Consider the following 21,377-nt stretch of genomic DNA (forward strand, 5'->3'; position numbering starts at 1 on the left):
GGCGGGCACACCCTCGCGGCTCAGCGCATCGCGACACCCTCGCGCCAGTACCCCATGAAGGCGACCTGGTGACGGCTCACGCCGAGGTCGCGCACCAGGTGTCGCCGCAGCCGCGTCACGACGCTGCTCTCCCCGGCGATCCAGTAGTAACGCTCCCCGCGTTCCCGTGCCGCGTCGAGCGGTTCGCCGAGCCCCGAGAAGCTCGGCGTCTCCCAGAGCAGCTCATCGCCCGCGGGCTCGCCCGCGCCGGTCAACCCCTCGACGCTCGACCCCACGCCGCGCTGCCCGTAGCCTTCGAGCGCCGCGGCACTCGTGCCGAGGCTCGCCAGCACGCTCGGGACCAGGGCGGATCCTGGCGCCTCTGAGAATCGCGACAGCCAGCGCAGCTCGACCCCGCGCGGCGCCCGAATATCGAGCCGTTCGCCGTCCCCGGGCATCTCGATGAAGGCGTCGCCGACGAGGTCGTGCGGGGCGTCCTCGAGGATGCGCGCAATCGCCGGGGCCGCCGTCTCGTCGCCCGCGAGCAGTACACGCGGCGCCGCCCCCGGGTCGAATTCGATTCCGCCGCCGTCGAGACGACCTCGCCGCGGGCCCACGAGCAGCACCTCGTCGCCGGCGCGCGCGCCGCTCGCCCAGAGCGCCGCGGGGCCACTCGTTCCCGGCGCCAGGTGCAACACAAAGTCAACAACCACCTCGGTGCCCGTCGCATCCACGCACACGTCGCGAATCGAGTAGGTCCGCATGGCCCCGCGCGCCTCCTCCGGCAGCTCCAGCCACTCCGGGTACCAGGTGTCGGGCGCGAGATCCGGCAGATCGCCCGCGTGCGGCGGGAAGATCACCTTGATGCGCTGGTCGAAGGTGCGCCCCGGGGTGCCGAACCATTCCAGCTCGGGCCCGCGGAACGCGACGCGTGCGAAGGTCGGGCAGGGGCGCTCGACCCATGCGACGCGCGCCCGCGCGATGACCGTGGGTGATTCAGACATGGTGCCTCCCCAGGGGCACCACGATGGGCGCCCCGCTAACCGGATCCAGAATAATTTCGCTCTGCAGCCCGATGACCTCGCGCACATACTCACGCGTCACGACTGTTCGGGGCTCCCCCACCGAATGGATGCGCCCCTCCACCACCGCCACCAAACGCTCGGCGTAGCGCGCCGCAAGGTTCAGGTCGTGCAGCACCATCACGACGGTGGTGCCGCGGGCGCGGTTGATATCGGTCAGCAGGTCGAGTACCTCGATCTGGTGCGCGATGTCCAGGTAGGTGGTGGGTTCGTCCAACAGCAGGATGCGCGGATCCTGCGCGAGCGCCATCGCGATCCACGCGCGTTGCCGCTGCCCTCCGGACAGCTCATCAACGGGGCGGTCCGCGAACTCGTGCATCCCGGTCAGCGCGAGCGCCTCGCCGACCGCGGTCGCGTCGGCTGCGCTCCAGCGCCGCATCAGGCTCAGGTGCGGGTGCCTGCCGCGGCGCACGAGGTCCCGCACGCTCACGCCCTCGGGCACGAGCGGGCTCTGCGGGAGCAGCCCGATCACGCGGGCCACGGCCTTCGCCGGGCGGGTGTGCAGCGCCTCGCCATCGAGCAGCACCGACCCGCCCGCGGGCGAGACGACGCGGGCGAGCGCGCGCAAGAGCGTCGACTTGCCGCAGCCGTTCGCGCCGATGATGGCGCTGATCTTTCCCGGCTCGACCGCGTACTCGAGACCCTGCAGGATGGGCAGATCGCCGTATGAGACCGTGAGGTTCTGGGCAGAAAGCATGTGACTGTGCGTCATCGTTGTCCTCTTCGTTTCCCGGCACCTACGAGCAGCGCGATGAGTACCGGTGCGCCGATGGCGCCCGTAATGACGCCCACCGGGTAGCGGTGGGCGAAGGCGAGCTGGCCGACGAGATCGGCCCACAGCACGAGGGCCGATCCGACGAGCGCGGAACTCACGAGCGGCGCCGTACCTCCGCCGTGCAGCCGCGCGGCCACCGGCCCCGCGAGGAACGCGACGAACGCGATCGGCCCGGCGGCGGCCGTTCCGGCGGCGAGTAGCACGACGGCGAGCAGCATGAGCGCCCACCGCGTCGCGGCGGGGCGCACCCCGAGCCCCATCGCAGCATCGTCCCCGAGGCGCAGGACGGCGAGCGAGCGCGTGCCGAGCAGCAACATCGGGACCACCACCAGGCAGGTCAGCGCGAGCGGCAGAATTTGCTCCCACGCCGCGCCGTTCAGGCTCCCGGCGAGCCACTGCATGGCACCCTGCAGGTCCCAGGTCGACGCCCGCGATAGCACGAGTGTCAACAGGCTCTTCAGGATCGCGGCGGCGCCGATGCCCACCAGGATCATCCGCGCGGTGGCCGACCCCGGGCCCGCGGCCAGCAGCGCGATCGCGGCGGCGGTGGCGCACGCGCCGATGAGCGCGAGCAGCGACACCACCGTGCCACTCGCGCCGAGCACGACGATGCCGAACGCGGCGGCCGCACTCGCCCCGGCGCTGATACCGATGATGTCGGGCGACGCGAGCGGGTTGCGCAGGAGCGACTGGAACACGGAACCGGACATGCCGAAGGCGGCGCCGGTGAGCACCCCCAGTACGGCTCTCGGCAGACGCAGCTCGAGCACGGTGAAGGTTGCCCCGCCGTTTCCCGAGAGCGCCTGGATCACCTCTGGGATCGGCACCACGGTCGTGCCGAGCACGAGGGTCGCGGCGAACCCGGCGAGGCACACGAGCACCAGGATGACCAGTACTTTCGCGCTGCGTGCGCGCCGCGCGGAGGTGGCCGTCGGGGCGTACTGAGCGATGCTCATCGCACGCGCCCCGGGCGCCGGCGCACGATCCAGATGAGCACGGGCGCGCCAATGATGGCCGTGATGATGCCGGCCTCGATCTCGCTCGGCGGCAGCATGACCCGGCCCAGTACGTCCGCCCCGACGAGGAGGGCGGCGCCCACGAGCGCCGAGAGCGGCACGAGCACCCGGTGGTCGGGGCCGACCACGAGGCGGCACAGGTGCGGCACAATGAGCCCGACGAAGCCGATCGGCCCGGCGACCGCCGTCGCGGTGCCCGCGAGCACGATCGCGCCCGCGGTGATCGCGAAGCGCGCCCCGCCCAGGCGCTCGCCCAGGCCGGCGGCGAGCTCATCACCCAGCGCGAGCGCGTTCATCGCCCGCGTCGACGCGAACGCCGCGAGCACGCCCAGCACGATCACGGGCAGGATCCAGCCGACGGTGCCCCACCGGGCGCCACCGACCCCGCCGACCTGCCAGAACCGAAACGCCTCCATCGCGTCCGGCCGCGGCAGGATCAGAGCGCTCGTGACCGACACGCACATGGCGGAAATCGCCGCCCCGGCCAGCACGATCTTGAGCGGCGAGGCGCCGCCGACGCCGACGGTGGAGAGCGCGTACAACAGGCCAGCCGCGGCGGCGGCACCGATGATCGCGGCCACCGTGGTCGCGGCGGGCCCGCGGGCGCCGATCACGGTGATGGTGATGACGACGGCGAGTGCCGCACCGCTCGTGATCCCCAGGATGCCGGGGTCGGCCAGGGGGTTGCGCGTCACCGCCTGCAGGCCGACGCCCGCGGTGGCGAGCGCCGCCCCCACGAGCATGGCGAGGGCGGTGCGGGGCAGGCGCTGCGCGGTCGCGGCTTCTCCGATCGTGTCGGTCTGCCCGAGGAGCGCGCCGCCCAGGTCAGCGAGGCTCACCCCGCGCGCGCCGATCAGCACCGAGGCGACGACCGCGGCCGCAAGCACCAACAGCGCGAGCGCGAACCCCAGCGTGGGCAGCGCGAGCGAGCGGGCCGTCCTCGGCCGGGCCTCACTCGTGCGCGCCGCCAGCTGGATCGTCGCCACTAGATCGCTGCGGCGAGCGCGTCGAAGTAGCGGTCAATCCCCCACTGGATCGACAGCGGCGACGGGTTTGCCGACGCGGCGAGCGGGGTGGATTCCGCGAGCACCACGACCCGGCCGGCGGCCACCGCGGGAATCTGGGACATGAGGGGGTCCGCCTGCAGCTGCTCCACGAGATTACCCTCGGGGTCTCCGTAGGTCACCAGCACGTCCACGTCCGCCAGCCGGTCCGCCTGCTCGGCGCTGATCTCGGCGTAGAAGGCGTCGGTCTGCTGACTCTCCGCGACTACGGCGTCGGGCAGCGGAAGTCCGAGGTCCGCGAGGAACCCGGGGCGCGTATCGTGCGAGGTGTAGAAGCCAATCTGGCTGAGGTTCGCGGGGTCGATGTACGAGAACAGGAACTTGGTGTCCTGCATCTTGGGGAGTGCGGCAAGGGCCGTCTGGACCGCGCCGTCGAGCGACCCGATGAGTTCGTCGCCCTCGTCGGCAAGGCCGAGAGCCGCCGCGTTCAGCTCGATCATTTGCTGCACCGTGGTGCCCCAGGCAACCTCGGGATAGGCGACGACCGGGGCGATCTTCGACAGGGTGGCGTACTCCTCCTCAGTGAGTCCCGAGTACGCGGCGAGGATGACGTCGGGGTCGGTGGCCGCGACGGCCTCGAAGTCGATTCCGTCGGTCTCGTCGAACAGCACCGGCGTCTGTGCGCCGAGCTCGTCGAGCTGGTCTTCGACCCAGGGCAGCACGCCGTCTCCGTCGTCGTCGCCCCAGGTCGCCTTGCTCATGCCCACCGGCACCACGCCGAGCGCGAGCGGCACCTCGTGGTTCGCCCAGGCGACGGTGGCGACGCGTTCGGGTCGCTCGGGGACGATCGTGGCGCCGAAGGCGTGCTCAATGGTTACCGGGAACTCCCCGGACGCAGTCGCGCTTGCAGCGTCGCCGACACTGCCGCCCCCGCCCGATGAGCAGGCGGCAAGCGGGATCGCCAGCAGGGCAACCCCGGCGAGAGTAAGGAGACGTGAGACGCGCATGGGCGTTCCCTTCAATCGTTCGAGCGGACTCGAGCATTCATCAGATGTTGGTAAGGCGAGCCTAAGTTAGCATTCATCTGATGATTGAAGCAACCCGAGCCGCCTGCCGTGAACGCCGCACCGCCCGGGCCGGAACTACACTGAGCACTGTGCCGATCGTCCCCATAGCGTCGCTCGACGACCCCCGACTTGCCGACTTCTCGCGCCGCACGGACGTCGCCCTGCGGCACGATCAGCAGAGCGAACACGGAATTTTTCTCACCGAGTCGGCCCTCGTCACCTCGCGTGCCCTGGACTCCGGCTACGTGCCGCGCGCGGTGCTCGCGCTCGACGGGTCGCGCGCCGAGGCGGAGCGTCTGCTCGCCGATTACCCCGACGTCCCCGTGTTCACGGGCAGCGACGAACTCCTCTCGGGCCACACCGGGTACCAGCTGCACCGCGGCCTCATCGGCTCGTTCGATCGGCCTGCACGGCAGGATCCTGCGGAACTTTTGGCGGGGCCCGGCCGTCGTACCGTCGTCATTTTGGAGAACATCGCCGACCCGACGAACGTCGGCGCCATCTTCCGCTCGGTCGCCGGCATCGGCGCCGACGCGGTGCTCGTCACCGAGCGCTGCAGCGACCCGTTCTATCGCCGCGCGATCCGTGTGAGCATGGGCTCGACCCTGCTCGTCCCCTGGACGCGGACGGCCGGCTGGGCCGAGACCCGCGCCGCGCTCGACGCGGCAGGATTCCACCTCGCCACCTTCGACCTCACGGACGGCGCGGTACCGCTGCGCCAGTTCGCGGCGAACCGACCGGAGAAGCTCGCGATCGTGCTGGGTGAGGAGGGTCCCGGCATTACCGCCGAGGCGACGGCCGCGGCCGATACCGTCGTCACGATCCCGATGCGGCACGGCGTTGACTCGCTGAACGTTGCGGCCGCGAGCGCCGTCGCGATCTGGGCGCTCGCGGGCGGGTAGGCCGACTCGCGTTCGCGACTCGCGGGGCGCACCCCAACTGAGGACCTAGGTCACGTTTCTTCGCATTCGATCCTCCATACGCTGGAAAGGCTGTCAACCATTCCAGGGGGAAACCATCGTGCAGAAAATCGTCCTTACCGGGGTCGCCGCAGCCGGCATCCTGTCACTCGTCGCCGCTCCGGCATTCGCGGCGCCCGCCACCACATCGGTCACGCACGACGTCACCGCCGACACCGCGATTGAGATTGCCGACGACTACGATCGCTGGGGCGACGCGGCCCCCTTCGCCCCCACTGGCGCGGTCAGCCTCCCGCTCACCGTCGGGAACCCCGACAACGACTTCACGCACCAGAGCTTCGCCATGTCGACCCGGGCACCTGCCGGCTGCGTGCGCACCGTCAACAGCTTCACCGTCGGGTACACGCTCGAGTCATTCAGGGATCTGAACGAGGACCAGCTGATGATCGGTGCGGGTGTGGGCACGGGCGAGCCGCTCGAACTCGACACTCTCGCAGAGTCCGGCGTTGTCTTCAGCGGCACGGGGCGTATCGGCTACGTCGAAAACAACGGCACGGGATCCGATCGTGCGTGGCTGTACCTGCCCAGTTGGTCGCCTGCGGCACACAGCGCCTCGGCCACCCTGACCTTCCCCGAGCCGGTGACCGTGGAGAACGCCCGCGGCTACATCGGATTCTCGGAACCGCTGGAAGCCGACTGGGTCGTCGACACGGCGTCCTTCTCGGTGACGGACGTCTGCGCGGGCGACGCCGCCCTCCCGGCCATCGTCCCGCCGCGCCGCGTCGAAACCGGTGTCGCTGGTACCGATGTGTCGCCGCTGATCACGGGCACCGCAGCCGTCGGCCTGCTCGGCGCCGCGCTCGCCGCTCGCCGCGCTCGCCGCGCAGGGGCTCGCTAGGTCCGCTGCACGCCCGTATCGGGTGACGGGCCTACTCAGCGTCGAGCAGCCCCGTCACCCGATACGGGATCACCTCGCGAAGGAACAAACTCGTCGAGGTGCGCATGATGCCCGGACAGAGCCGGATCACCTCGCTCACGCGGTAGAGGTCGTCGGGGCTCCGGGCGACCACGCGCAGCAATAGGTCCGTGCTGCCGGCGGGCGCGAAGCACTCGAGCACCTCGGGGATGTCGGCGAGCGCCGCGATCGCCTCCTGGATCTGGTGCTGATCGAGCTCGACCTGCACGCTGGCCGCGACCGGGCGACCGAGCGCCGCCGGAGTGATGCGCGAGCTGTTGCGCCGGAGGTGCCCACCCGCAGCGAGCTTCTCCAGTCGGGCCTGCACGGTGCCCCGGGCCAGGCCCAGCCGCATCGCGATCATTGCGGTCGGCATGCGCGCGTCCTCGTCCAGCACACCCAGGATTCGCCGGTCTGTCGCATCAAGTTCGCTCATCGTGATCACTTCCTGCCTCATCTGGCCTCTACAAATTGATCAATCTGCTCAATTATGCACGCGCCGGTTGCGCGATCCGCAAGGGCTCGTTTGAATGTTCCTGGTAGCCGACACATCCCGTCGCTACAGTCCCACTGCCCGCACCACCCCGCGAGCATCAGGAGGCGCCTCACCCCGGCGCCGCAAGGAGTAGTCATGCGCACCCTCGACGCCCCACGGCTCACCACCCCGAGCCACCCACCCGCTCTGGTGGCGGCTTCGATCAGGCCCCGGGCGCGCATCATCATCACCTCGCTCGCGCTGTTCGCGCTTCTCGTGAGCGCCAACCTCAGCACGCCGCTGTTTCCCCTCCTCGAGCAGAAACTCGGCACGGGATCGATCGGCACCTCGCTCGCGTTCTCGAGCTATGTGCTCGCGCTGATCGTCGGTCTCCTGCTGTTTCGCAGGATCGCCGACACGGTGAATCGCCGCACCGTGCTGCTCGTGGCCCTGGCCACCGCGGCCGGCGCAACGGCGGCCCTCGCCTTCGCCCCCTCCCTGGGCTGGTTCTGCGCTGCCCGCGCCGCGCAGGGGGTCGCCGTCGCCTGTGCCACCGGCATCGGCGCGGCGTCCCTGCGCGCGCTCCTCCCGAGCAAGCCGGCACTCGTGGGCCGCCTCACGCTGCTGGCGACCTCGGGCGGGGTCGCCGCGGGCCCCATCCTGGGCGGGCTCCTGTCCGGGATGGGCGAACCGCTCGTCACGCCCTACCTCGTCGTCGCCGCGGTCATCGCGGTGATCCTGCCGGCGATCGTCGTGATCGCGCCGCACTGGGCGTGCGCGCAGGTGCCGCCGCACCGCGGTCTGGCCCTCGCCGATGTTCCACCGCCCGCGACCGACGACCGCGCCGGGGCCCCAGCCCCAGACCCCGCCGCAACGCGCGCTTTCCGCATCGCGGCCGCCACCGGCTTCCTGAGTTTCACCGTATTCGGGTTCTGCCTCTCGCTCGCCCCCGCCCACTTCGCCGGCATCGCCGGGACGAGTTCGCCCGTCCTCATTGGCCTGCTCGCCGCGACGACGCTCGGGGCCTCCGCGCTCACCCAGCTCGTGCCGCTGCGCGGACGCTGGCGGACGCCGGTGGGTCTCGGTGTGCTCGCCTTCGCGCTCGTCGGCCTCGCGGCGGCGGCCCCGCTCGACAGCCTGGCGCTGCTGATCACCGCCGGTATCCTCGCCGGCATCGGCCAGGGCGTGGCGTTCCAGGCCACGTTCACCGCGGCCATCGCGGCGGTGGCCCCCGAGCGCACCGGATCGACCGTCAGCGCGATCTATACGGTCACCTACCTCGGCAGCGCGCTGCCGGTCATCGGGCTCGGCGTGCTCGCCGAGCACCTCGGTCTCTCGGTCGCAGTGCCACTCTTTGCCGGGGTCACGGCCGTGGCCTGCGCGGCGCTCGCGTTGGCGACACAGCGGGCGGGAAACCCGAAGGCCTCGTAGCTCCCCGCCTGGCCCGCCAGAGCGTGCGGATCTCGTGAGCGCAATATGTTGCTTCGCGCGCCGTGAACGAGCGCATTGCGTTCAGGAGATGCGGGGTGGGGCCCTGCGCGCCGCCCGCTAGTCCGCGAGGCTGCGCAGCGCGGCGCGGTCTGCGTCACTCTCGAGCAGATCGGCGAAGCGGTCGGCGATCGCCTGCCGGGCGATCAGGCTCGCCCGCGCCGCGTCGCGCCCCTCGATCGCGTCGAAGAGCCCGCGGTCGATCTCGGCCGAAGCGACCTTCTCCGACCCGTCCATCGGGTTGGCGTCGATGCGCCGATGCATCAGGCCGCGCAGCACACCGGAGACGGCCTCGCCGCTCAGGCGCAGCACCTTGTTGCCACTCGCCGCCCAGATAGCCTCGTGAAACTCGAGGTCGGCGTCGATGAAGCCGGCGGAGTTCTCGGCGGCCTCGGCCGCCATGCGCTGCACCGCGGCGCGCATGCGCTCGAGTTGCTCGGGGGTGTGCCGGATCGCCGCGAGCCGGCTCGCGGAACCCTCGAGCACCACCCGGTACTCGACGAGTTCCGCGACGCTCAGCACGTCGGTGCCGACCATTGCCCGGAACGAACGCGTCAGGTTCTCGGACGACGGCGCGAGCACGACCGGGCCGCCCCGGGTGCCGGGGCGCGACTCAAGCAGCCCCCGACTCTGCAAGACGCGCAGGGCTTCGCGCACGGTGGGTCGGCTCACCCCGAACTGCCCCATGAGGTCTCGCTCGCTCGCCAGCTGAGCCCCCACCGGGATGTCCCCGGAGACGATTGCTTGCTCGATCTGGTCGACAATGCGCTGGTAGGTGTGCACAGGCACCGCTGGTTCAAAGCTGTGAGACGTCATCATCCGGAGCTCTTCCTGGTCTGTGAGACCGAACGTGGTGGGGCGCCTTCCGCAAGGCGCTCCCGAATCTTACCGCGTGACTAAGTGGCCTTACCATGTATCCTGGTTCGAACCTCTCGGCGCAACTGGAAGGATGCACCCGAGCCGGTACGGCTCAGCCTCTGCGCCGCCGGGCAGCTCGACGGGCAACGCAGCCCACTCCAGGACAATCCGGTCACGGGGAACGCCTCGACACCATCAAGGAAAGCAAAGATGCAACGTAAGAACACATTCCTCGCCGCCGCCGCGCTTGCGGCCACCGGCTCCCTCCTGCTCGCTGGCTGCTCCGCCGGCGCCGGCAGCACCGCTGACGCGGGCGCCGAAAAGTCCACGAAGGCAGTGCTCGCCCTCACCGGCGCACCCACCAACCTTGACTTCACCACGACCGCCGGGGCCGCGATCCCGCAGGCCATGATGTCGAACGTGTACGAGGGCCTCGTCGAGCTGAACGACGCCGGCGAGATCGAGCCGCTGCTCGCGTCCGAGTGGACCGTCAGCGACGATCGCAAGACCTACACCTTCACCCTGCAGGACGGGGTCACCTTCTCGAACGGCGATGCGTTCACCGCGGACGACGTGAAGTTCAGCTTCGACCGCGTCAAGAGCGACTGGGTCTCGAGCCTCAAGGCGAAGATGGACGTCGTCGACAATGTCGAGGTCCTCTCGGACACCGAGGTCGCCGTACACCTGAGCGCCCCCTCGAACGCCTGGCTGTTCAGCCTCGCAACGCCCGTCGGCGCAATCTTCAGCCCCGATGGCGTGGCGGACCTCGCAAACGCTCCCGTCGGCACCGGCCCGTACACGGTCGAGACCTGGACCCCGAACGAGAGCATTGTGCTCGACACCCGCGACGACTACTGGGGCGAGGGCCCCGGCGTCGAGCAGGTCACCCTGCGCTACTTCGCGGACGCCACCGCCACGACGAACGCGCTGCGCACCGGCGACGTCGACGCGATCATCAACCTGCAGGCGCCCGAACTGCTCGACAGCTTCGAGTCGGATGACAAGTTCAAGGTCATCACGGGCACCTCGAGCGGCGAGGTCTCGCTTTCGCTGAACAACCAGGCGGCACCGTTCGACGATGTGCGCGTGCGCCAGGCAGTGCTCTATGCGCTGGACGAGCAGGCCATCATCGACACCGCCTGGAACGGTTACGGCACGCCCCAGGCGACGTTCGCCACGCCGACCGACCCGTACTACGAGGACCTCACGGACGTCTACGCGTACGACCCCAAGAAGGCGAAGGCCCTGCTGGCGGAAGCCGGCTACGAGAACGGCCTGGACATCACCTACACCGTTCCGACCCGCCCCTACGCGCAGGCCGTCTCGGAGATCGTCGTCTCGCAGCTCAAGGACGTCGGCATCAACGTCACCATCAAGTCCTCCGAGTTCCCCGCGGTGTGGCTCGACGAGGTCTTCACGAACCACGACTACCAGATGACCACCGTCCTCGCGGTCGAGGCTCGTGACATCCTCACGGTCTTCAACAACCCCGAGTACTACATCGGCTACGACAACTCGGTCATCGCGCCGCTCGCCGCCGCGGCCGACCAGGCCGACGAGGCGGGCTACGTCTCGGGCATGCAGGACGTCGCACGTCAGATCGTGGACGACGCGGCATCGGGTGTGCTGTTCCTCTTCCCGAACATCGTCGTCGCAAAGGCCGGCCTTGAGGGCCTGCCCGAGAACGCCATCATCGAGGCGCTCAACCTGACCGACCTGCACTGGAAGTAGTCAGTTCGTTTTCACTCGGTCGCCCGGGTGACGCGCTCTGCGTCACCCGGGCGACCTCCCGCATCGTTCCCATGAACGAGCACCGCGCACAACCGGAGGAAGCCGCATGGCCTTACGGATCCTGATCAATCTTGCACGGTTCGCCGTGACGTATATCGTCGCGACGGTCGTCGTGTTCCTCTTCATGCGTCTGGTCCCCGGGGACCCCGCGCAGATCGCCCTCGGCGTGAACGCAACCCCCGAGCTACTCGAGCAGACGCGAGCCGAGTTCGGCACCGACCGGCCGCTCATCGTGCAGTACTTCGACTGGTTCTTCGGCCTGCTGCGCGGCGATTTCGGCACCTCCTACCTCACCCGCACCGACATCAGCCCGATGGTGGCCGACCGCGTGCAGGTCAGCCTCATCCTGGTGCTCACCGCGATGGCGATCGCGCTGCTCGTCGCGATCCCCCTCGGCACCTGGGCCGCGGTCAAGCACCGCAACCTCTCGGGCGTCGTCATCGGCGTCGGCTCGCAGCTGGGTGTTGCTATCCCCGGCTTCCTCGCCGGCATCCTGCTCGTGTTGGTATTTGCCGTGAACCTCGGCTGGCTGCCCGCGAACGGCTGGACGGCCCCCTCGGTGGACTTCGTCGACTTCCTGAGGCGGCTCGTCCTCCCGGTCGTCGCCCTCGCTTCCGTGCAGGGCGCGATCCTCACTCGCTATGTGCGCTCTGCCGTGTTGGAAGTCATGAGCGAGGACTACCTGCGCACAGCCCGCGCGAAGGGCCTGAGCAAGACCGGCGCCCTCCTGAAGCACGGTCTGCGCAACGCGGCCATCCCGGTCATCACCGTCACCGGCGTCCAAATTGCAGCCCTCATTATCGGCGCCGTGGTCATCGAGCGGGTCTTCGTGATCCCAGGTCTCGGCTCCATGCTGCTCGACGCGGTCGGCAACCGTGACCTCCTCACGGTGCAGTCCGTCGTGATGGTGCTCGTCGCGATCACGCTGATCCTCAACCTCGTCGTCGACCTGCTCTACACCGTCGTCGATCCGCGCATGCGAAGGAGTGCCTAGCCATGAGCACGCAGAACATCCCGACCCCTCCGGTCCAGGCGCCGCGCACCAGCGCGCTCTCGGCCCCGGGGCGCGCGACCACCAGCCCCCGGGCGCCGGGGCGCGGCAAGCTCTCCCCCACGCTCCTCATCGGGACCGCCCTGATCGGGCTGGTCGTGCTCGCCGCGATCGTCTCGTACATCTGGACGCCATACGACCCCGTCCAGGTGGACGCCGCCGCGCGCCTCCAGGGCTCGAGCGCCGCGCACCTCATGGGCACCGACAAGTACGGCCGAGACGTATTCTCGGCGATCCTGTACGGCGCCCGCATCACCCTCCTGGTCGGCGTCATCTCCGTCGGCATCGCGATCCTGATCGGCACCCCGCTCGGCATCCTCGCCGGCATTCGCGGCGGCTGGATCGAAGAGGTCATCATGCGCACTTCGGACATCGCGCTCGCCTTCCCCGCGCTGCTGCTCGCCATCATGTTCAGCGCCATCTTCGGTGCTTCAACGATGACCGCGATGGTCGCGATCGGCATCTCGACTGTGCCCGGCTTCGCCCGCGTGGCCCGCTCCGGCACTCTGCAGGTGATGGGCACCGAGTACGTGCTCGCCGCCCGCGCGGCCAGCCAGTCGCGGTTCCGGATCGCGCTGCGCCACGTCTTGCCGAACATCATCGGCATCGTGGTCGTGCAGTGCTCCGTGTCCTTCTCGCTCGCGGTGCTCGCCGAGGCTGGCCTCAGCTTCCTCGGCCTCGGCACCCCGCCGCCCACCCCCTCGTGGGGGCGCATGCTGCAGGAGTCGCAGCAGTTCCTCGGCACCGAGCCCATGCTCGCTGTCTGGCCCGGGCTCGCCATCGCGATCGCCGTCATGGGCTTCAACCTGCTCGGCGACGGACTGCGCGACCGATTCGATCCGAAGCTCAACGGGAGCCACAGCTGATGAATACGCTTACCAAGCCCAAGGTACAGGACGCCTCGCCCCTGCTCCGCGTCGACAACCTCACGGTGCGCACGCCCCATCGCCCGCTAGTGCAGAACTTCTCGCTGCACATGCAGCACGGCGAGCGCATCGGCCTGATCGGCGAGTCAGGCTCCGGCAAGTCGATGACCACGACCGCGCTGCTCGGGCTGCTGCCCGCCGGCGTCTCGGCAGAGGGCTCGGTGCGGCTCGACGGCTACGCCGGGAACCTGCTTGAGGCGTCCGAGTCGGACCTCTCGAAGATTCGCGGCAAGGACGTCGCGATGGTCTTCCAGGAGCCGTTGACCGCGCTGAACCCGCTCATGCGGGCCGGCGCCCAGGTCGCCGAGATCATCCTGCAGCACCGGCTCGCGCCGAACAAGGCCGAAGCGATGCGCCGCGCCGTCGAGATGCTCGACGCCGTGCACCTACCCGACCCGGCGCAGGCCGCGAAGGCGTACCCGCACCAGCTTTCGGGCGGGCAGCGTCAGCGCGTCATGCTCGCGATGGCCCTCGCCAACGACCCCTCGCTGCTGCTCTGCGACGAGCCGACGACCGCGCTCGACGTCACCGTGCAGCGCCAGGTCCTCGACCTCATCCTCGAGCTCGTGCGCGAGCGCGGCACCGGCCTCTTGTTCATCACGCACGACCTCGCCGTCGTCGCGAACATGTGCACCCGCGTGCTGGTGATGAACCAGGGCGTTGTCGTCGAGGAGGGCACGACCGAGGATGTCTTCACGCGCCCCCAGCACCCCTACACGCGCGGCCTGCTCGCCGCGTCCGACCTCGATGCGGTCGATGCGAACGGACGCCTGTTCACGGTCGCGACCGCGCAGGAATACGTGCCCCCGACGGTTGCCTCGACGAACGTCCAGCGGGATCCTGCCGAAGACGCCGCTGCCGAGCCGAGCGTGGCCCCGGAGCCGGCCCCCGCCCCGGCCCCCGCGCACCCGCCGCGTCCCGATGCGGAGCCCGTGATGCGCGTGACGGACCTAGTCCGCACGTACTCGCGCGGCAAGACCAGTCTGTTCAAGCCGGCGACCGAGGTGCGGGCCCTGAAGGGCATCTCGTTCGAGGTCCCCGAGGGCGGCCGTCTCGGCGTCGTTGGCGAGTCCGGATCGGGCAAGTCGACGCTGCTCCGGATCCTGGCGGGCCTCGACCAGCCGACCTCGGGCAGCGCGATCGTCGCGGGCAACGAGGTGTCGGGCGCGAAGGAGTCGGAGCTGCGCGAGCTGCGCCAGAACCTGCAGATCGTGTTCCAGGACCCGATGGGCTCGCTCGACCCGCGCATGACCGTCGAACAGATCATCTCCGAACCCCTGCTCGTGCGCGGTCGCAACGAGTCCGCGCGCGATCGCTCGCGCATGGTCGCCGAGATGCTCGAGTCGGTGGGACTGCCTGCTGAGGCAGCCACCCGCTACCCGCACCAGTTCTCGGGCGGGCAGCGCCAGCGCATCTCGATCGCCCGTGCGCTCATCTGCCGGCCTCGCGTAGTGGTGGCCGACGAGCCGGTGAGCGCCCTGGACGTGTCCGTGCGCGCGCAGGTGCTCAACCTGCTCGCCGACCTGGTCGACGAGTATGGTCTCACCCTCGTCTTCGTCTCGCACGACCTGAACGTCGTGCGGCACCTGTGCGATTCGGTCGTCGTCATGCAATCGGGCGAGATCGTCGAGGCGGGCGAGACCGAAGAGGTCTACCGCAACCCGCAGCATCCGTACACGAAGCGCCTGATTGACTCGTCACTGACGCTGCGCCAGGAGCTCACCGGTTCCCGGTAGCTCCGCCCGTTTGACTCTCGCTGAACCGCTCCATCGAAAGGACCGTATGTCTTCCGCCGCGACCCCCCGTCTCGCAGATCTCGACGCCGGAACGCTCAGCGAGCGCTACGCGAGCGGGGACCTGACCCCGAGCGAGGTGGCCGAGGACGTCATCGCGCGGGTCGAGGCGCGCGAGCCCGAGCTCAACGCGCTCTACCTCTTCGACGCCGCGCAGGTGCGCGCGGACGCCGCGGCGTCTTCTGCGCGCTGGGCCGCGGGCAGCCCCCGTAGCCCCTTCGACGGCGTCCCCGCGACGGTCAAGGAGAACATTGCCCGCGCGGGGCAGCCGAAGCCGTCTGGCACGGCCCTGCCGAACCCGGTGATCGCGGCGCGCAACGCCCCGACCACGGACCGACTGCTCGAGGCGGGCTGCGTCATCATCGGCTCGACCACGATGCCCGACTGGGGCATGCTCTCGTCGGGCGTCTCGAGCCTGCACGGGATCACCCGCGGCGCGCTCAACCCGGCCCACACCTCGGGCGGCTCGAGCGCGGGCGCGGGCACCGCCGCCGCAGCGGGCTATGGCCCGCTGCACATCGGCACCGACATCGGCGGCTCGATCCGGCTGCCCGGCACCTGGCAGGGTCTCACGGCGCTCAAGCCAAGCGAGGGCCTCATCCCCCTCGACGTGCCCTACGACGGTCGCGCCGCGGGCCCACTGACCCGGACGGCCGCCGACTCGGTACGCCTCATGTCGATCGTCGCCCGCCCCGACGAGCGCGACTATCTGACGCGCCCGTACCCGCCCATGGACTGGTCGACCGAGCCGCTGGCCCCCGCGGGCCTCCGCGTCGCCCTCCAGCTCGATGCGGGCTCGGGTCTCGCGGTCGAGCCCGAAACGCTCGCCATCGTGGAGCGCGCGGCCCAGCTCTTCGCTGACGCGGGCGCCGTGGTCGAGCCGCTGGCCCCGTTCGTCGGCCCCGAGGTGCTCGACGGCCTCGTCGGGTTCTGGCGCAGCCGCTCCTACGCCGACTTCGAGCTGCTGAGCGAGTCCGACCGCGCGCTCGTGCTGCCCTTCATCGTCGACTGGTGCGTCGCCGGCTCGAACTTCACGGCGGCCGAGACCATCCGCAATCGCAACCAGATCGACGAGATGGCGCGCCTCACCCGCGCGGCCACCGCGCCGTACGACCTCGTGCTCTCTCCCGTGTCGCCCGTCGCGGCGTTCGCGGCGGAGGACCCGATGCCGATCACCGACCCGCTCGAGACGATGGGCCATATCTCGTTCACCGTGCCGTACAACATGTCGGGACAGCCCGCGCTGTCCATCGGCGCCGGCATCCAGGCGGACGGGCGCACCGTCGGCCTGCAGATCGCCGGGCCCATCGGCACCGACGACACGCTCATGCGCGTTGCCTGCTGGTTCGAGTCGGCCCGTGGTGCGGACGCCGAGGTTGATTGGTCGCTGCTGCCGTAGGGCTCCATCGCCCGCCGTTCCCGGAGCGATCACACTTCCCGGAGCCGCCCGAGCCACATTTCCGCTCCGGGAACTCAGAAAGCTCCGGGAAGTGCGGCGCGGGGCCGAGAACGCAGAAGGGCCCGGGCAAGTGCCCGGGCCCTTGCTGTACCTGCCGCTAGGAGGACGGCGGCGTGTAGCGCCCGTCGATCGCGGTCCAGCCGCCGTCGACGGTCAGCGTCGTGCCCGTCACGAACGTCGAGGCGTCCGACGCCAGGAACACGACGGCTCCCGCGAGTTCATCGGGGCGAGCCCAGCGGCCGAGCGCGGCCTTCGACGCGTAGGCGCCGTACCACTCGTCATTCGCCTTGATCTGCGCGGTCAGCGGGGTCTCCACGACGCCCGGGGCGACGACGTTCACGCGCACCCCCGCGGGGCCGTACTCGGCCGCGCCCGTCTTCGCGAGCTGCACGAGCCCCGCCTTGGTCGCCGCGTAGACGCCCTGGCCGGGCTCGACGACCTGCGCGCGAATCGACGCGAAGCCGATGATCGAGCCGCCGCCGTTCGCCGCGAAGCGCGTGCCAAACTTCCGGATCAGCTGGAACGAGGCGCGCAGGTTGAGGTTCACGACGCGGTCGAATTCGTCCATCGAGTAGTCCGCCATGCGCTTGCGCACGTTCGTCGCGGCCGTGAACACGAGCGACGAGGCGTTGCCGAAACGCTCAACGGCGGCATCGATCGCCGCGTCGTCGAGGACGTTCAGCTGGTAGGCCTCGGCCGAGCCACCCGTGCCCGAGATGAGCGCGGTCGTCGCCTCTGCGGCCTCCAGGGAGTAGTCGGCAATCACGACGTGCGCGCCCTGCGCGGCCAGCGCCTGCGCCGCCTCGCGGCCAATGCCGCTGCCGGAACCGATCACCACAATCGTGCGGTTATCGAGCCGGAAGAGCTGGGTGTAGTCGATCTGCGGGAATTCGCTCATGTGGGGGTCTCCAGAAGGGGTGAGGGGTCGATGGGCGGCGGAGCTTGCTAGCGGCGCGCCTTGGGGCGAATCATGGCCATGCGCGTCACGGTGAACTCTTCGACGGCGAAGCGCGGGCCCTCGCGGCCGATGCCCGAGTCCTTCACCCCGCCGTAGGGCATGATGTCGGAGCGGAAACCGGGGATCTCGTTGACGACCACGCCGCCGACCTCGAGCCGGTCGATCGCGTCGAACGCGCTCTCGAGCGAGGCCGTGTAGATCGCGGCCTGCAGTCCGTAGCGCGAGTGGTTGACGAGGTCGATCGCCTCGTCGACCGAGTCGACGGTGGCGAGGCAGACCACGGGACCGAAGATCTCTTCGTTCCACGCCTCGGCGTCGGTCGGCACGTCGCCGAGCACCGTGGGGCGCACGAGCGCGACGTCGCCGTCGCCCGGCCCGGCGCCGAGCACGCGCGCGCCAGCCTCGACCGCGGCGGAGATGACCGCGCGGATCCGGTCGCCCGAGCCCGAGTTGATGACGTGCGCGACGTTCGTGTCCTCGCTGCGGGGGTCACCCACGACGACTTCGCTCAGGCGCTCGACCAACCGACTGGTGAACTGCTCGGCGATCGGGCGCTCGAGCACGACGCGTTGCACAGAGATGCAGGCCTGGCCGTTGGCGTAGAACGCGCCGCGCAGCACGGCGTCGACCGCCGCGTCGACATCAGCGTCCGCCGCGACGATGAAGCCGGTGTTCGAGCCGAGTTCAAGCACGGCCTTGCGCGGGGCCGCCTGTCGGGCGATGAGGTGGCCGATCCTTGCGGATCCGGTGAAAGAAACGACCTGCGCCCGGGGGTCGGTGACCAAGACCTCGCCGACCTCGGGGCCGCCGTTGACGAGCTGCACCGCGGCGGCCGTCACGCCGTGCGCGGCGAGCACCTCGCGGGTGATCGCAAGCAGCTCGAGCGTCGCCAGTGGCGTGTTCGGCGCGGGCTTGATGATGACGGGGCAGGCCGCCGCGATCGCCGGCGCGAGCTTGTGGGTCGCGAGCAGCAGGGGGTAGTTAAAGCCGGCGATGCCGATGACGACGCCCGCGGGCTTGCGCGTGAAGTAGCCGATCATGCCGCGGCCGGTCTCCTGCAGATCGAGCGGCACGGTCTCGCCGCGCAGGTGTGCGACCTCTTCAGCCGTCGCTTCGAGGGTGACAATCGTGCGGTTGACCTCGACGCGGCAGTCCCGGCGGGGCTTGCCCGTTTCCAGGATCAGGAGGTCCTCGAGGCGGGCGGCCTCGGCGCGTACGCGCTCAGTGATCGCGACCAGGATCGATCGGCGCTGCGCCGTCGAGAGCGCGGCGACCTCGAAACGTGCAGCCTCAGCGGCGTCGAGTGCATCGCGCGAGTCCTGCACCGTGCTGACGGGGGCGTTCGCAACCAGGCTGCCGTCGAACGGGAACACGACCTGTGCGCTCGTCTCGGACGTGCGCCACTCGGTGCCGATCGGCAGCGCGCCCGCCGGGGCGAGCAAAGACAGGGTGTCTGACATGGGCGAGTTCCTTCGCTGCTGGACGGGCACCCCCGCGCCCAGGCGCTTCGGCGTCACCGCTGACTGAAATCAACCCTCGCAATGAGTGGTCTTACCATTTAATATAGTTCACTAGGGCCGCAATGCCAATGCACCTTGCCCGACTCAGGCTCCGCTTCCCAGAAGGATTCCTCAATGACTCGCAGCTATCGCATCGCAGTACTCCCCGGTGACGGAATCGGGCCGGAGGTCGTGGGCTCTGCGCTCGAGGTCCTCGACGCCGCCGAAAAGCGATTCGGATTCCACACCGACCGGAGCGAATACGCCGCCGGGGCAAACCACTACCTCGAGACCGGCGAGCTCTTCGACGAGCTCGAGGCCGAGCTCCGCGACAAGGACGCGATCCTGTTCGGATCCATGGGCGACCCACGCGTCACCCCCGGGATCCTGGAGCGCGGCTTCATCCTGGAGATGCGCCAGCGCTTCCAACAAGCCGCGAACGTCCGCCCCGTGCGTCTGTACCCCGGTGTCCCGACCCCGATCGTCGACCTGACTCCCGAGCGCTGTGAGCTCGTCATCGTGCGCGAGAACACCGAGGGCGCCTACGTCGGCCAGGGCTCGACCGTGCACCGCGGCACCCCGAACGCGGTCGCGATGCAGGAGTCCCTGAACACCCGCGCAGGCATCGAGCGCGTCGTCGACTTCGCGTTCCGCCTCGCGGTGAGTCGCCGGAAGAAGCTCACGCTCTGCCACAAGACCAACATTCTGGTCGCCGCCGGCCAGCTCTGGCAGGAGGTCGTGAACGACCTCTCGGCCCACTACCCCGAGGTCGAAACCGACTACGTGCACGTCGACGCGATGTGCTTCCACCTGCCGCTCACGCCCGAACGCTTCGACGTCGTCGTCACCGACAACCTGTTCGGTGACATCATCACCGACCTCGGCGCCGTCATCCAGGGCGGCCTCGGCGTCGCCACGAGCGCCAATCTCAACCTCGACGGCAGCGCGCCCAGCATGTTCGAGGCCATCCACGGCTCGGCCCCCGACATTGCGGGCAAGGGCTGGGCGAACCCGTCGGGCTCGATCCTGTCGCTCGCCCTCATGCTCGGTCACCTCGGCGAGGGCGAGGCCGCGCAGGCCATCGAGGCGGCGACCGTGCAGGTGCTCGGCGAGCTCCCCGCCCTAGCCGGTGCCGCGATGGGTGCCAGCACCGCCGAGGTGGGCGCCCGCGTCGCCGAGATCGTGCGCGGTGGCAGCTACGACACGGCGCTCGTCCCGAACTCGCTGCTCGGCACGCTCGCGGAGCTCGCCCCCACGCGCCTGAGCTAGACCCCGCAACGCACGAGCGCCCCTGACCACGAAAGTCGGGGGCGCTTGTGCGTGTCGCTACGCCTGCGGCGGCTGCAACACCGAGAAGTCCGGCTGGCCGTTTGCATCGGCGGGCAGCGGGGTGCCATCGGCGTAGAGCGGCCAGGGCAAAAGTTCCGGCTGCGGCGCGGGCGCCGAGGCAGGATCCTGCTGGCCCGGGTACTGCCCGGCGGGGTACTGCGCCAGCGGGGCCGGCTGCACCTGCGGAAGCGGGGCAGGCTGTGCAGGCGCGGCGGCCCGGCGGGCGTCGCGCTCGTCAGCGGCGTAGTTCCAGCGCAGCAGCAAGGTAATCGCGAGGCCGAGGGCGGTCAGGATCAGCGTCGCGACGGCGATCTTCCAGTACAGATCGGGGATCGTGACCTTGAACGCCTCGATGCCGGTGGGCGCCGTGAAGAGAATGCCCGAGAGCACCGCGAGCACGCTCGTAATGAACGCGAAACGGCCGAGCGGCGCGGGCCGGTTGTTGCCGAGGCGCAGCAGCAGCTCGCAGCCGATGATGACGATGCGGGTCACCCCGATAATGAAGACCGACTTCCAGAAGATCGTGAAGATCAGGGTGAAGTCGTACGGCGTGATCCAGATCACGATGAGGGCGAGGCCCAAAATGTATGTGTTCGCAATCAGGGCGACCGGCGCGTACCACTCCGAGCGGGTCTCGCGCCGGGTATCGAGCGCCGTGAACGTCGTGAAGACGGCAAAGAGAATGAAGGTCGAGAACACCCGCTCGAACTTGCCCTCGAAGTCGCCCAGGAAGAGCAGCGCGATCGAGGCGATCGAGACGACCGCGAGCAGGCCGATGCTGACCTTCAAGAACGGCGAGAGTTGGCGGTGGGCCGCGGGCCGTGTCTGAACCGAGGCCGACTGAGGCGTCGCAGCCGGGGCCGCCCCCTCGGGTGTGGACACGTCAGGAGTGTGAGGCTGCTGTGTACTCATAATGTTCAGTGTTGTCGCTTCGCCACCGAATCGCCAGCCC

At 69.8% G+C, this 21,377-nt stretch carries 19 protein-coding genes; 9 read left to right on the forward strand and 10 right to left on the reverse strand.

The window, feature by feature from the left end:
* Positions 1 to 20 precede the first annotated feature (20 nt).
* Genes KOE53_RS12260 through KOE53_RS12280 form a run of 5 tightly spaced genes read right to left on the reverse strand, consistent with a single transcriptional unit; the run spans position 21 to position 4,863 of the window.
* On the reverse strand, positions 21 to 983 hold the full coding sequence (locus KOE53_RS12260; RefSeq protein WP_188058677.1) for a siderophore-interacting protein: 963 nt from the start codon (positions 981 to 983) through the stop codon (positions 21 to 23).
* Positions 976 to 1,773: an ABC transporter ATP-binding protein gene (locus KOE53_RS12265; protein ID WP_188058678.1), complete on the reverse strand. Its 798-nt coding sequence runs from the start codon at positions 1,771 to 1,773 to the stop codon at positions 976 to 978. The genes KOE53_RS12260 and KOE53_RS12265 overlap by 8 nt, the downstream gene beginning before the upstream one ends.
* Complete coding sequence (locus KOE53_RS12270; protein ID WP_188058679.1) at positions 1,770 to 2,792, reverse strand: FecCD family ABC transporter permease; 1,023 nt, start codon at positions 2,790 to 2,792, stop codon at positions 1,770 to 1,772. Before KOE53_RS12270 ends, KOE53_RS12265 begins: the two co-directional genes overlap by 4 nt.
* Positions 2,789 to 3,838: a FecCD family ABC transporter permease gene (locus KOE53_RS12275; protein WP_353055655.1), complete on the reverse strand. Its 1,050-nt coding sequence runs from the start codon at positions 3,836 to 3,838 to the stop codon at positions 2,789 to 2,791. Before KOE53_RS12275 ends, KOE53_RS12270 begins: the two co-directional genes overlap by 4 nt.
* Positions 3,838 to 4,863 (reverse strand): iron-siderophore ABC transporter substrate-binding protein, encoded by a 1,026-nt coding sequence (locus tag KOE53_RS12280; RefSeq protein WP_188058680.1) that lies wholly within the window; start codon positions 4,861 to 4,863, stop codon positions 3,838 to 3,840. The genes KOE53_RS12275 and KOE53_RS12280 overlap by 1 nt, the downstream gene beginning before the upstream one ends.
* 149 nt (positions 4,864 to 5,012) lie before the next feature.
* Between KOE53_RS12280 and KOE53_RS12285 the strand changes: the two genes are divergently transcribed.
* Positions 5,013 to 5,825, forward strand: coding sequence for a TrmH family RNA methyltransferase (locus KOE53_RS12285; RefSeq protein ID WP_353055656.1), 813 nt, complete (start codon positions 5,013 to 5,015; stop codon positions 5,823 to 5,825).
* 118 nt (positions 5,826 to 5,943) lie between these two features.
* Entirely contained in the window at positions 5,944 to 6,741 is a 798-nt protein-coding gene (locus tag KOE53_RS12290; RefSeq protein WP_188058682.1) for a hypothetical protein, read from the forward strand.
* 31 nt (positions 6,742 to 6,772) lie between these two features.
* On the opposite strand, the gene KOE53_RS12295 is transcribed toward KOE53_RS12290, so the two are convergent.
* A complete protein-coding gene (locus tag KOE53_RS12295) occupies positions 6,773 to 7,234 on the reverse strand; it encodes an Lrp/AsnC family transcriptional regulator (protein WP_188058683.1) in 462 nt (153 codons plus the stop codon).
* A gap of 195 nt (positions 7,235 to 7,429) precedes the next feature.
* Between KOE53_RS12295 and KOE53_RS12300 the strand changes: the two genes are divergently transcribed.
* Entirely contained in the window at positions 7,430 to 8,704 is a 1,275-nt protein-coding gene (locus tag KOE53_RS12300) for an MFS transporter (RefSeq protein WP_188058684.1), read from the forward strand.
* A gap of 117 nt (positions 8,705 to 8,821) precedes the next feature.
* Here KOE53_RS12300 and KOE53_RS12305 read toward each other — a convergent pair whose 3' ends face one another.
* Positions 8,822 to 9,580 carry a FadR/GntR family transcriptional regulator gene (locus KOE53_RS12305; protein ID WP_188046380.1) on the reverse strand — a complete coding sequence of 253 codons (759 nt, stop codon included), beginning with the start codon at positions 9,578 to 9,580 and terminating at the stop codon, positions 8,822 to 8,824.
* 249 nt (positions 9,581 to 9,829) lie between these two features.
* On the opposite strand from KOE53_RS12305, the gene KOE53_RS12310 reads away from it, so the two are divergent.
* The 5 genes from KOE53_RS12310 to KOE53_RS12330 all read left to right on the forward strand — a co-directional run bounded on the left by KOE53_RS12310 (position 9,830) and on the right by KOE53_RS12330 (position 16,579).
* Positions 9,830 to 11,350: an ABC transporter substrate-binding protein gene (locus tag KOE53_RS12310; RefSeq protein ID WP_188046379.1), complete on the forward strand. Its 1,521-nt coding sequence runs from the start codon at positions 9,830 to 9,832 to the stop codon at positions 11,348 to 11,350.
* A 106-nt stretch (positions 11,351 to 11,456) separates the two neighbouring features.
* A complete protein-coding gene (locus tag KOE53_RS12315) occupies positions 11,457 to 12,404 on the forward strand; it encodes an ABC transporter permease (RefSeq protein ID WP_188058685.1) in 948 nt (315 codons plus the stop codon).
* Positions 12,405 to 12,406: 2 nt separating this feature from the next.
* Entirely contained in the window at positions 12,407 to 13,327 is a 921-nt protein-coding gene (locus KOE53_RS12320) for an ABC transporter permease (RefSeq protein ID WP_188046377.1), read from the forward strand.
* Positions 13,327 to 15,123 (forward strand): ABC transporter ATP-binding protein, encoded by a 1,797-nt coding sequence (locus tag KOE53_RS12325; RefSeq protein ID WP_188058686.1) that lies wholly within the window; start codon positions 13,327 to 13,329, stop codon positions 15,121 to 15,123. Before KOE53_RS12320 ends, KOE53_RS12325 begins: the two co-directional genes overlap by 1 nt.
* A gap of 46 nt (positions 15,124 to 15,169) precedes the next feature.
* Positions 15,170 to 16,579, forward strand: coding sequence for an amidase (locus KOE53_RS12330; RefSeq protein WP_188058687.1), 1,410 nt, complete (start codon positions 15,170 to 15,172; stop codon positions 16,577 to 16,579).
* A gap of 157 nt (positions 16,580 to 16,736) precedes the next feature.
* Here the strand turns inward: KOE53_RS12330 and KOE53_RS12335 are convergent, their stop codons facing one another.
* Both KOE53_RS12335 and KOE53_RS12340 read right to left on the reverse strand, forming a co-directional pair.
* Positions 16,737 to 17,537, reverse strand: a complete 801-nt coding sequence (locus KOE53_RS12335) for an SDR family NAD(P)-dependent oxidoreductase (RefSeq protein WP_188058688.1) — start codon at positions 17,535 to 17,537, stop codon at positions 16,737 to 16,739.
* Between the two features lie 47 nt (positions 17,538 to 17,584).
* On the reverse strand, positions 17,585 to 19,057 hold the full coding sequence (locus KOE53_RS12340; RefSeq protein WP_188058689.1) for an aldehyde dehydrogenase family protein: 1,473 nt from the start codon (positions 19,055 to 19,057) through the stop codon (positions 17,585 to 17,587).
* A 174-nt stretch (positions 19,058 to 19,231) separates the two neighbouring features.
* On the opposite strand from KOE53_RS12340, the gene KOE53_RS12345 reads away from it, so the two are divergent.
* Positions 19,232 to 20,365 carry a 3-isopropylmalate dehydrogenase gene (locus tag KOE53_RS12345; protein WP_188046372.1) on the forward strand — a complete coding sequence of 378 codons (1,134 nt, stop codon included), beginning with the start codon at positions 19,232 to 19,234 and terminating at the stop codon, positions 20,363 to 20,365.
* Between the two features lie 57 nt (positions 20,366 to 20,422).
* On the opposite strand, the gene KOE53_RS12350 is transcribed toward KOE53_RS12345, so the two are convergent.
* Positions 20,423 to 21,307, reverse strand: a complete 885-nt coding sequence (locus KOE53_RS12350; RefSeq protein ID WP_188058690.1) for a hypothetical protein — start codon at positions 21,305 to 21,307, stop codon at positions 20,423 to 20,425.
* Positions 21,308 to 21,377: the final 70 nt, after the last annotated feature.

This window comes from Leucobacter sp. CX87, from assembly GCF_018682295.1.
In the GTDB taxonomy this organism is placed as follows: Bacteria; Actinomycetota; Actinomycetes; order Actinomycetales; family Microbacteriaceae; genus Cx-87.

Excerpts from the sequence above, each read along its gene's own strand:
- KOE53_RS12260 (WP_188058677.1), bottom strand. The coding sequence starts at position 983 with ATGTCTGAATCACCCACGGTCATCGCGCGGGCGCGCGTCGCATGGGTC.
- KOE53_RS12335 (WP_188058688.1), bottom strand. The coding sequence starts at position 17,537 with ATGAGCGAATTCCCGCAGATCGACTACACCCAGCTCTTCCGGCTCGAT.
- KOE53_RS12330 (WP_188058687.1), top strand. The coding sequence starts at position 15,170 with ATGTCTTCCGCCGCGACCCCCCGTCTCGCAGATCTCGACGCCGGAACG.
- KOE53_RS12315 (WP_188058685.1), top strand. The coding sequence starts at position 11,457 with ATGGCCTTACGGATCCTGATCAATCTTGCACGGTTCGCCGTGACGTAT.
- KOE53_RS12320 (WP_188046377.1), top strand. The coding sequence starts at position 12,407 with ATGAGCACGCAGAACATCCCGACCCCTCCGGTCCAGGCGCCGCGCACC.
- KOE53_RS12325 (WP_188058686.1), top strand. The coding sequence starts at position 13,327 with ATGAATACGCTTACCAAGCCCAAGGTACAGGACGCCTCGCCCCTGCTC.
- KOE53_RS12295 (WP_188058683.1), bottom strand. The coding sequence starts at position 7,234 with ATGAGCGAACTTGATGCGACAGACCGGCGAATCCTGGGTGTGCTGGAC.
- KOE53_RS12310 (WP_188046379.1), top strand. The coding sequence starts at position 9,830 with ATGCAACGTAAGAACACATTCCTCGCCGCCGCCGCGCTTGCGGCCACC.
- KOE53_RS12270 (WP_188058679.1), bottom strand. The coding sequence starts at position 2,792 with ATGAGCATCGCTCAGTACGCCCCGACGGCCACCTCCGCGCGGCGCGCA.
- KOE53_RS12300 (WP_188058684.1), top strand. The coding sequence starts at position 7,430 with ATGCGCACCCTCGACGCCCCACGGCTCACCACCCCGAGCCACCCACCC.
- KOE53_RS12265 (WP_188058678.1), bottom strand. The coding sequence starts at position 1,773 with ATGACGCACAGTCACATGCTTTCTGCCCAGAACCTCACGGTCTCATAC.
- KOE53_RS12345 (WP_188046372.1), top strand. The coding sequence starts at position 19,232 with ATGACTCGCAGCTATCGCATCGCAGTACTCCCCGGTGACGGAATCGGG.
- KOE53_RS12340 (WP_188058689.1), bottom strand. The coding sequence starts at position 19,057 with ATGTCAGACACCCTGTCTTTGCTCGCCCCGGCGGGCGCGCTGCCGATC.
- KOE53_RS12305 (WP_188046380.1), bottom strand. The coding sequence starts at position 9,580 with ATGATGACGTCTCACAGCTTTGAACCAGCGGTGCCTGTGCACACCTAC.
- KOE53_RS12280 (WP_188058680.1), bottom strand. The coding sequence starts at position 4,863 with ATGCGCGTCTCACGTCTCCTTACTCTCGCCGGGGTTGCCCTGCTGGCG.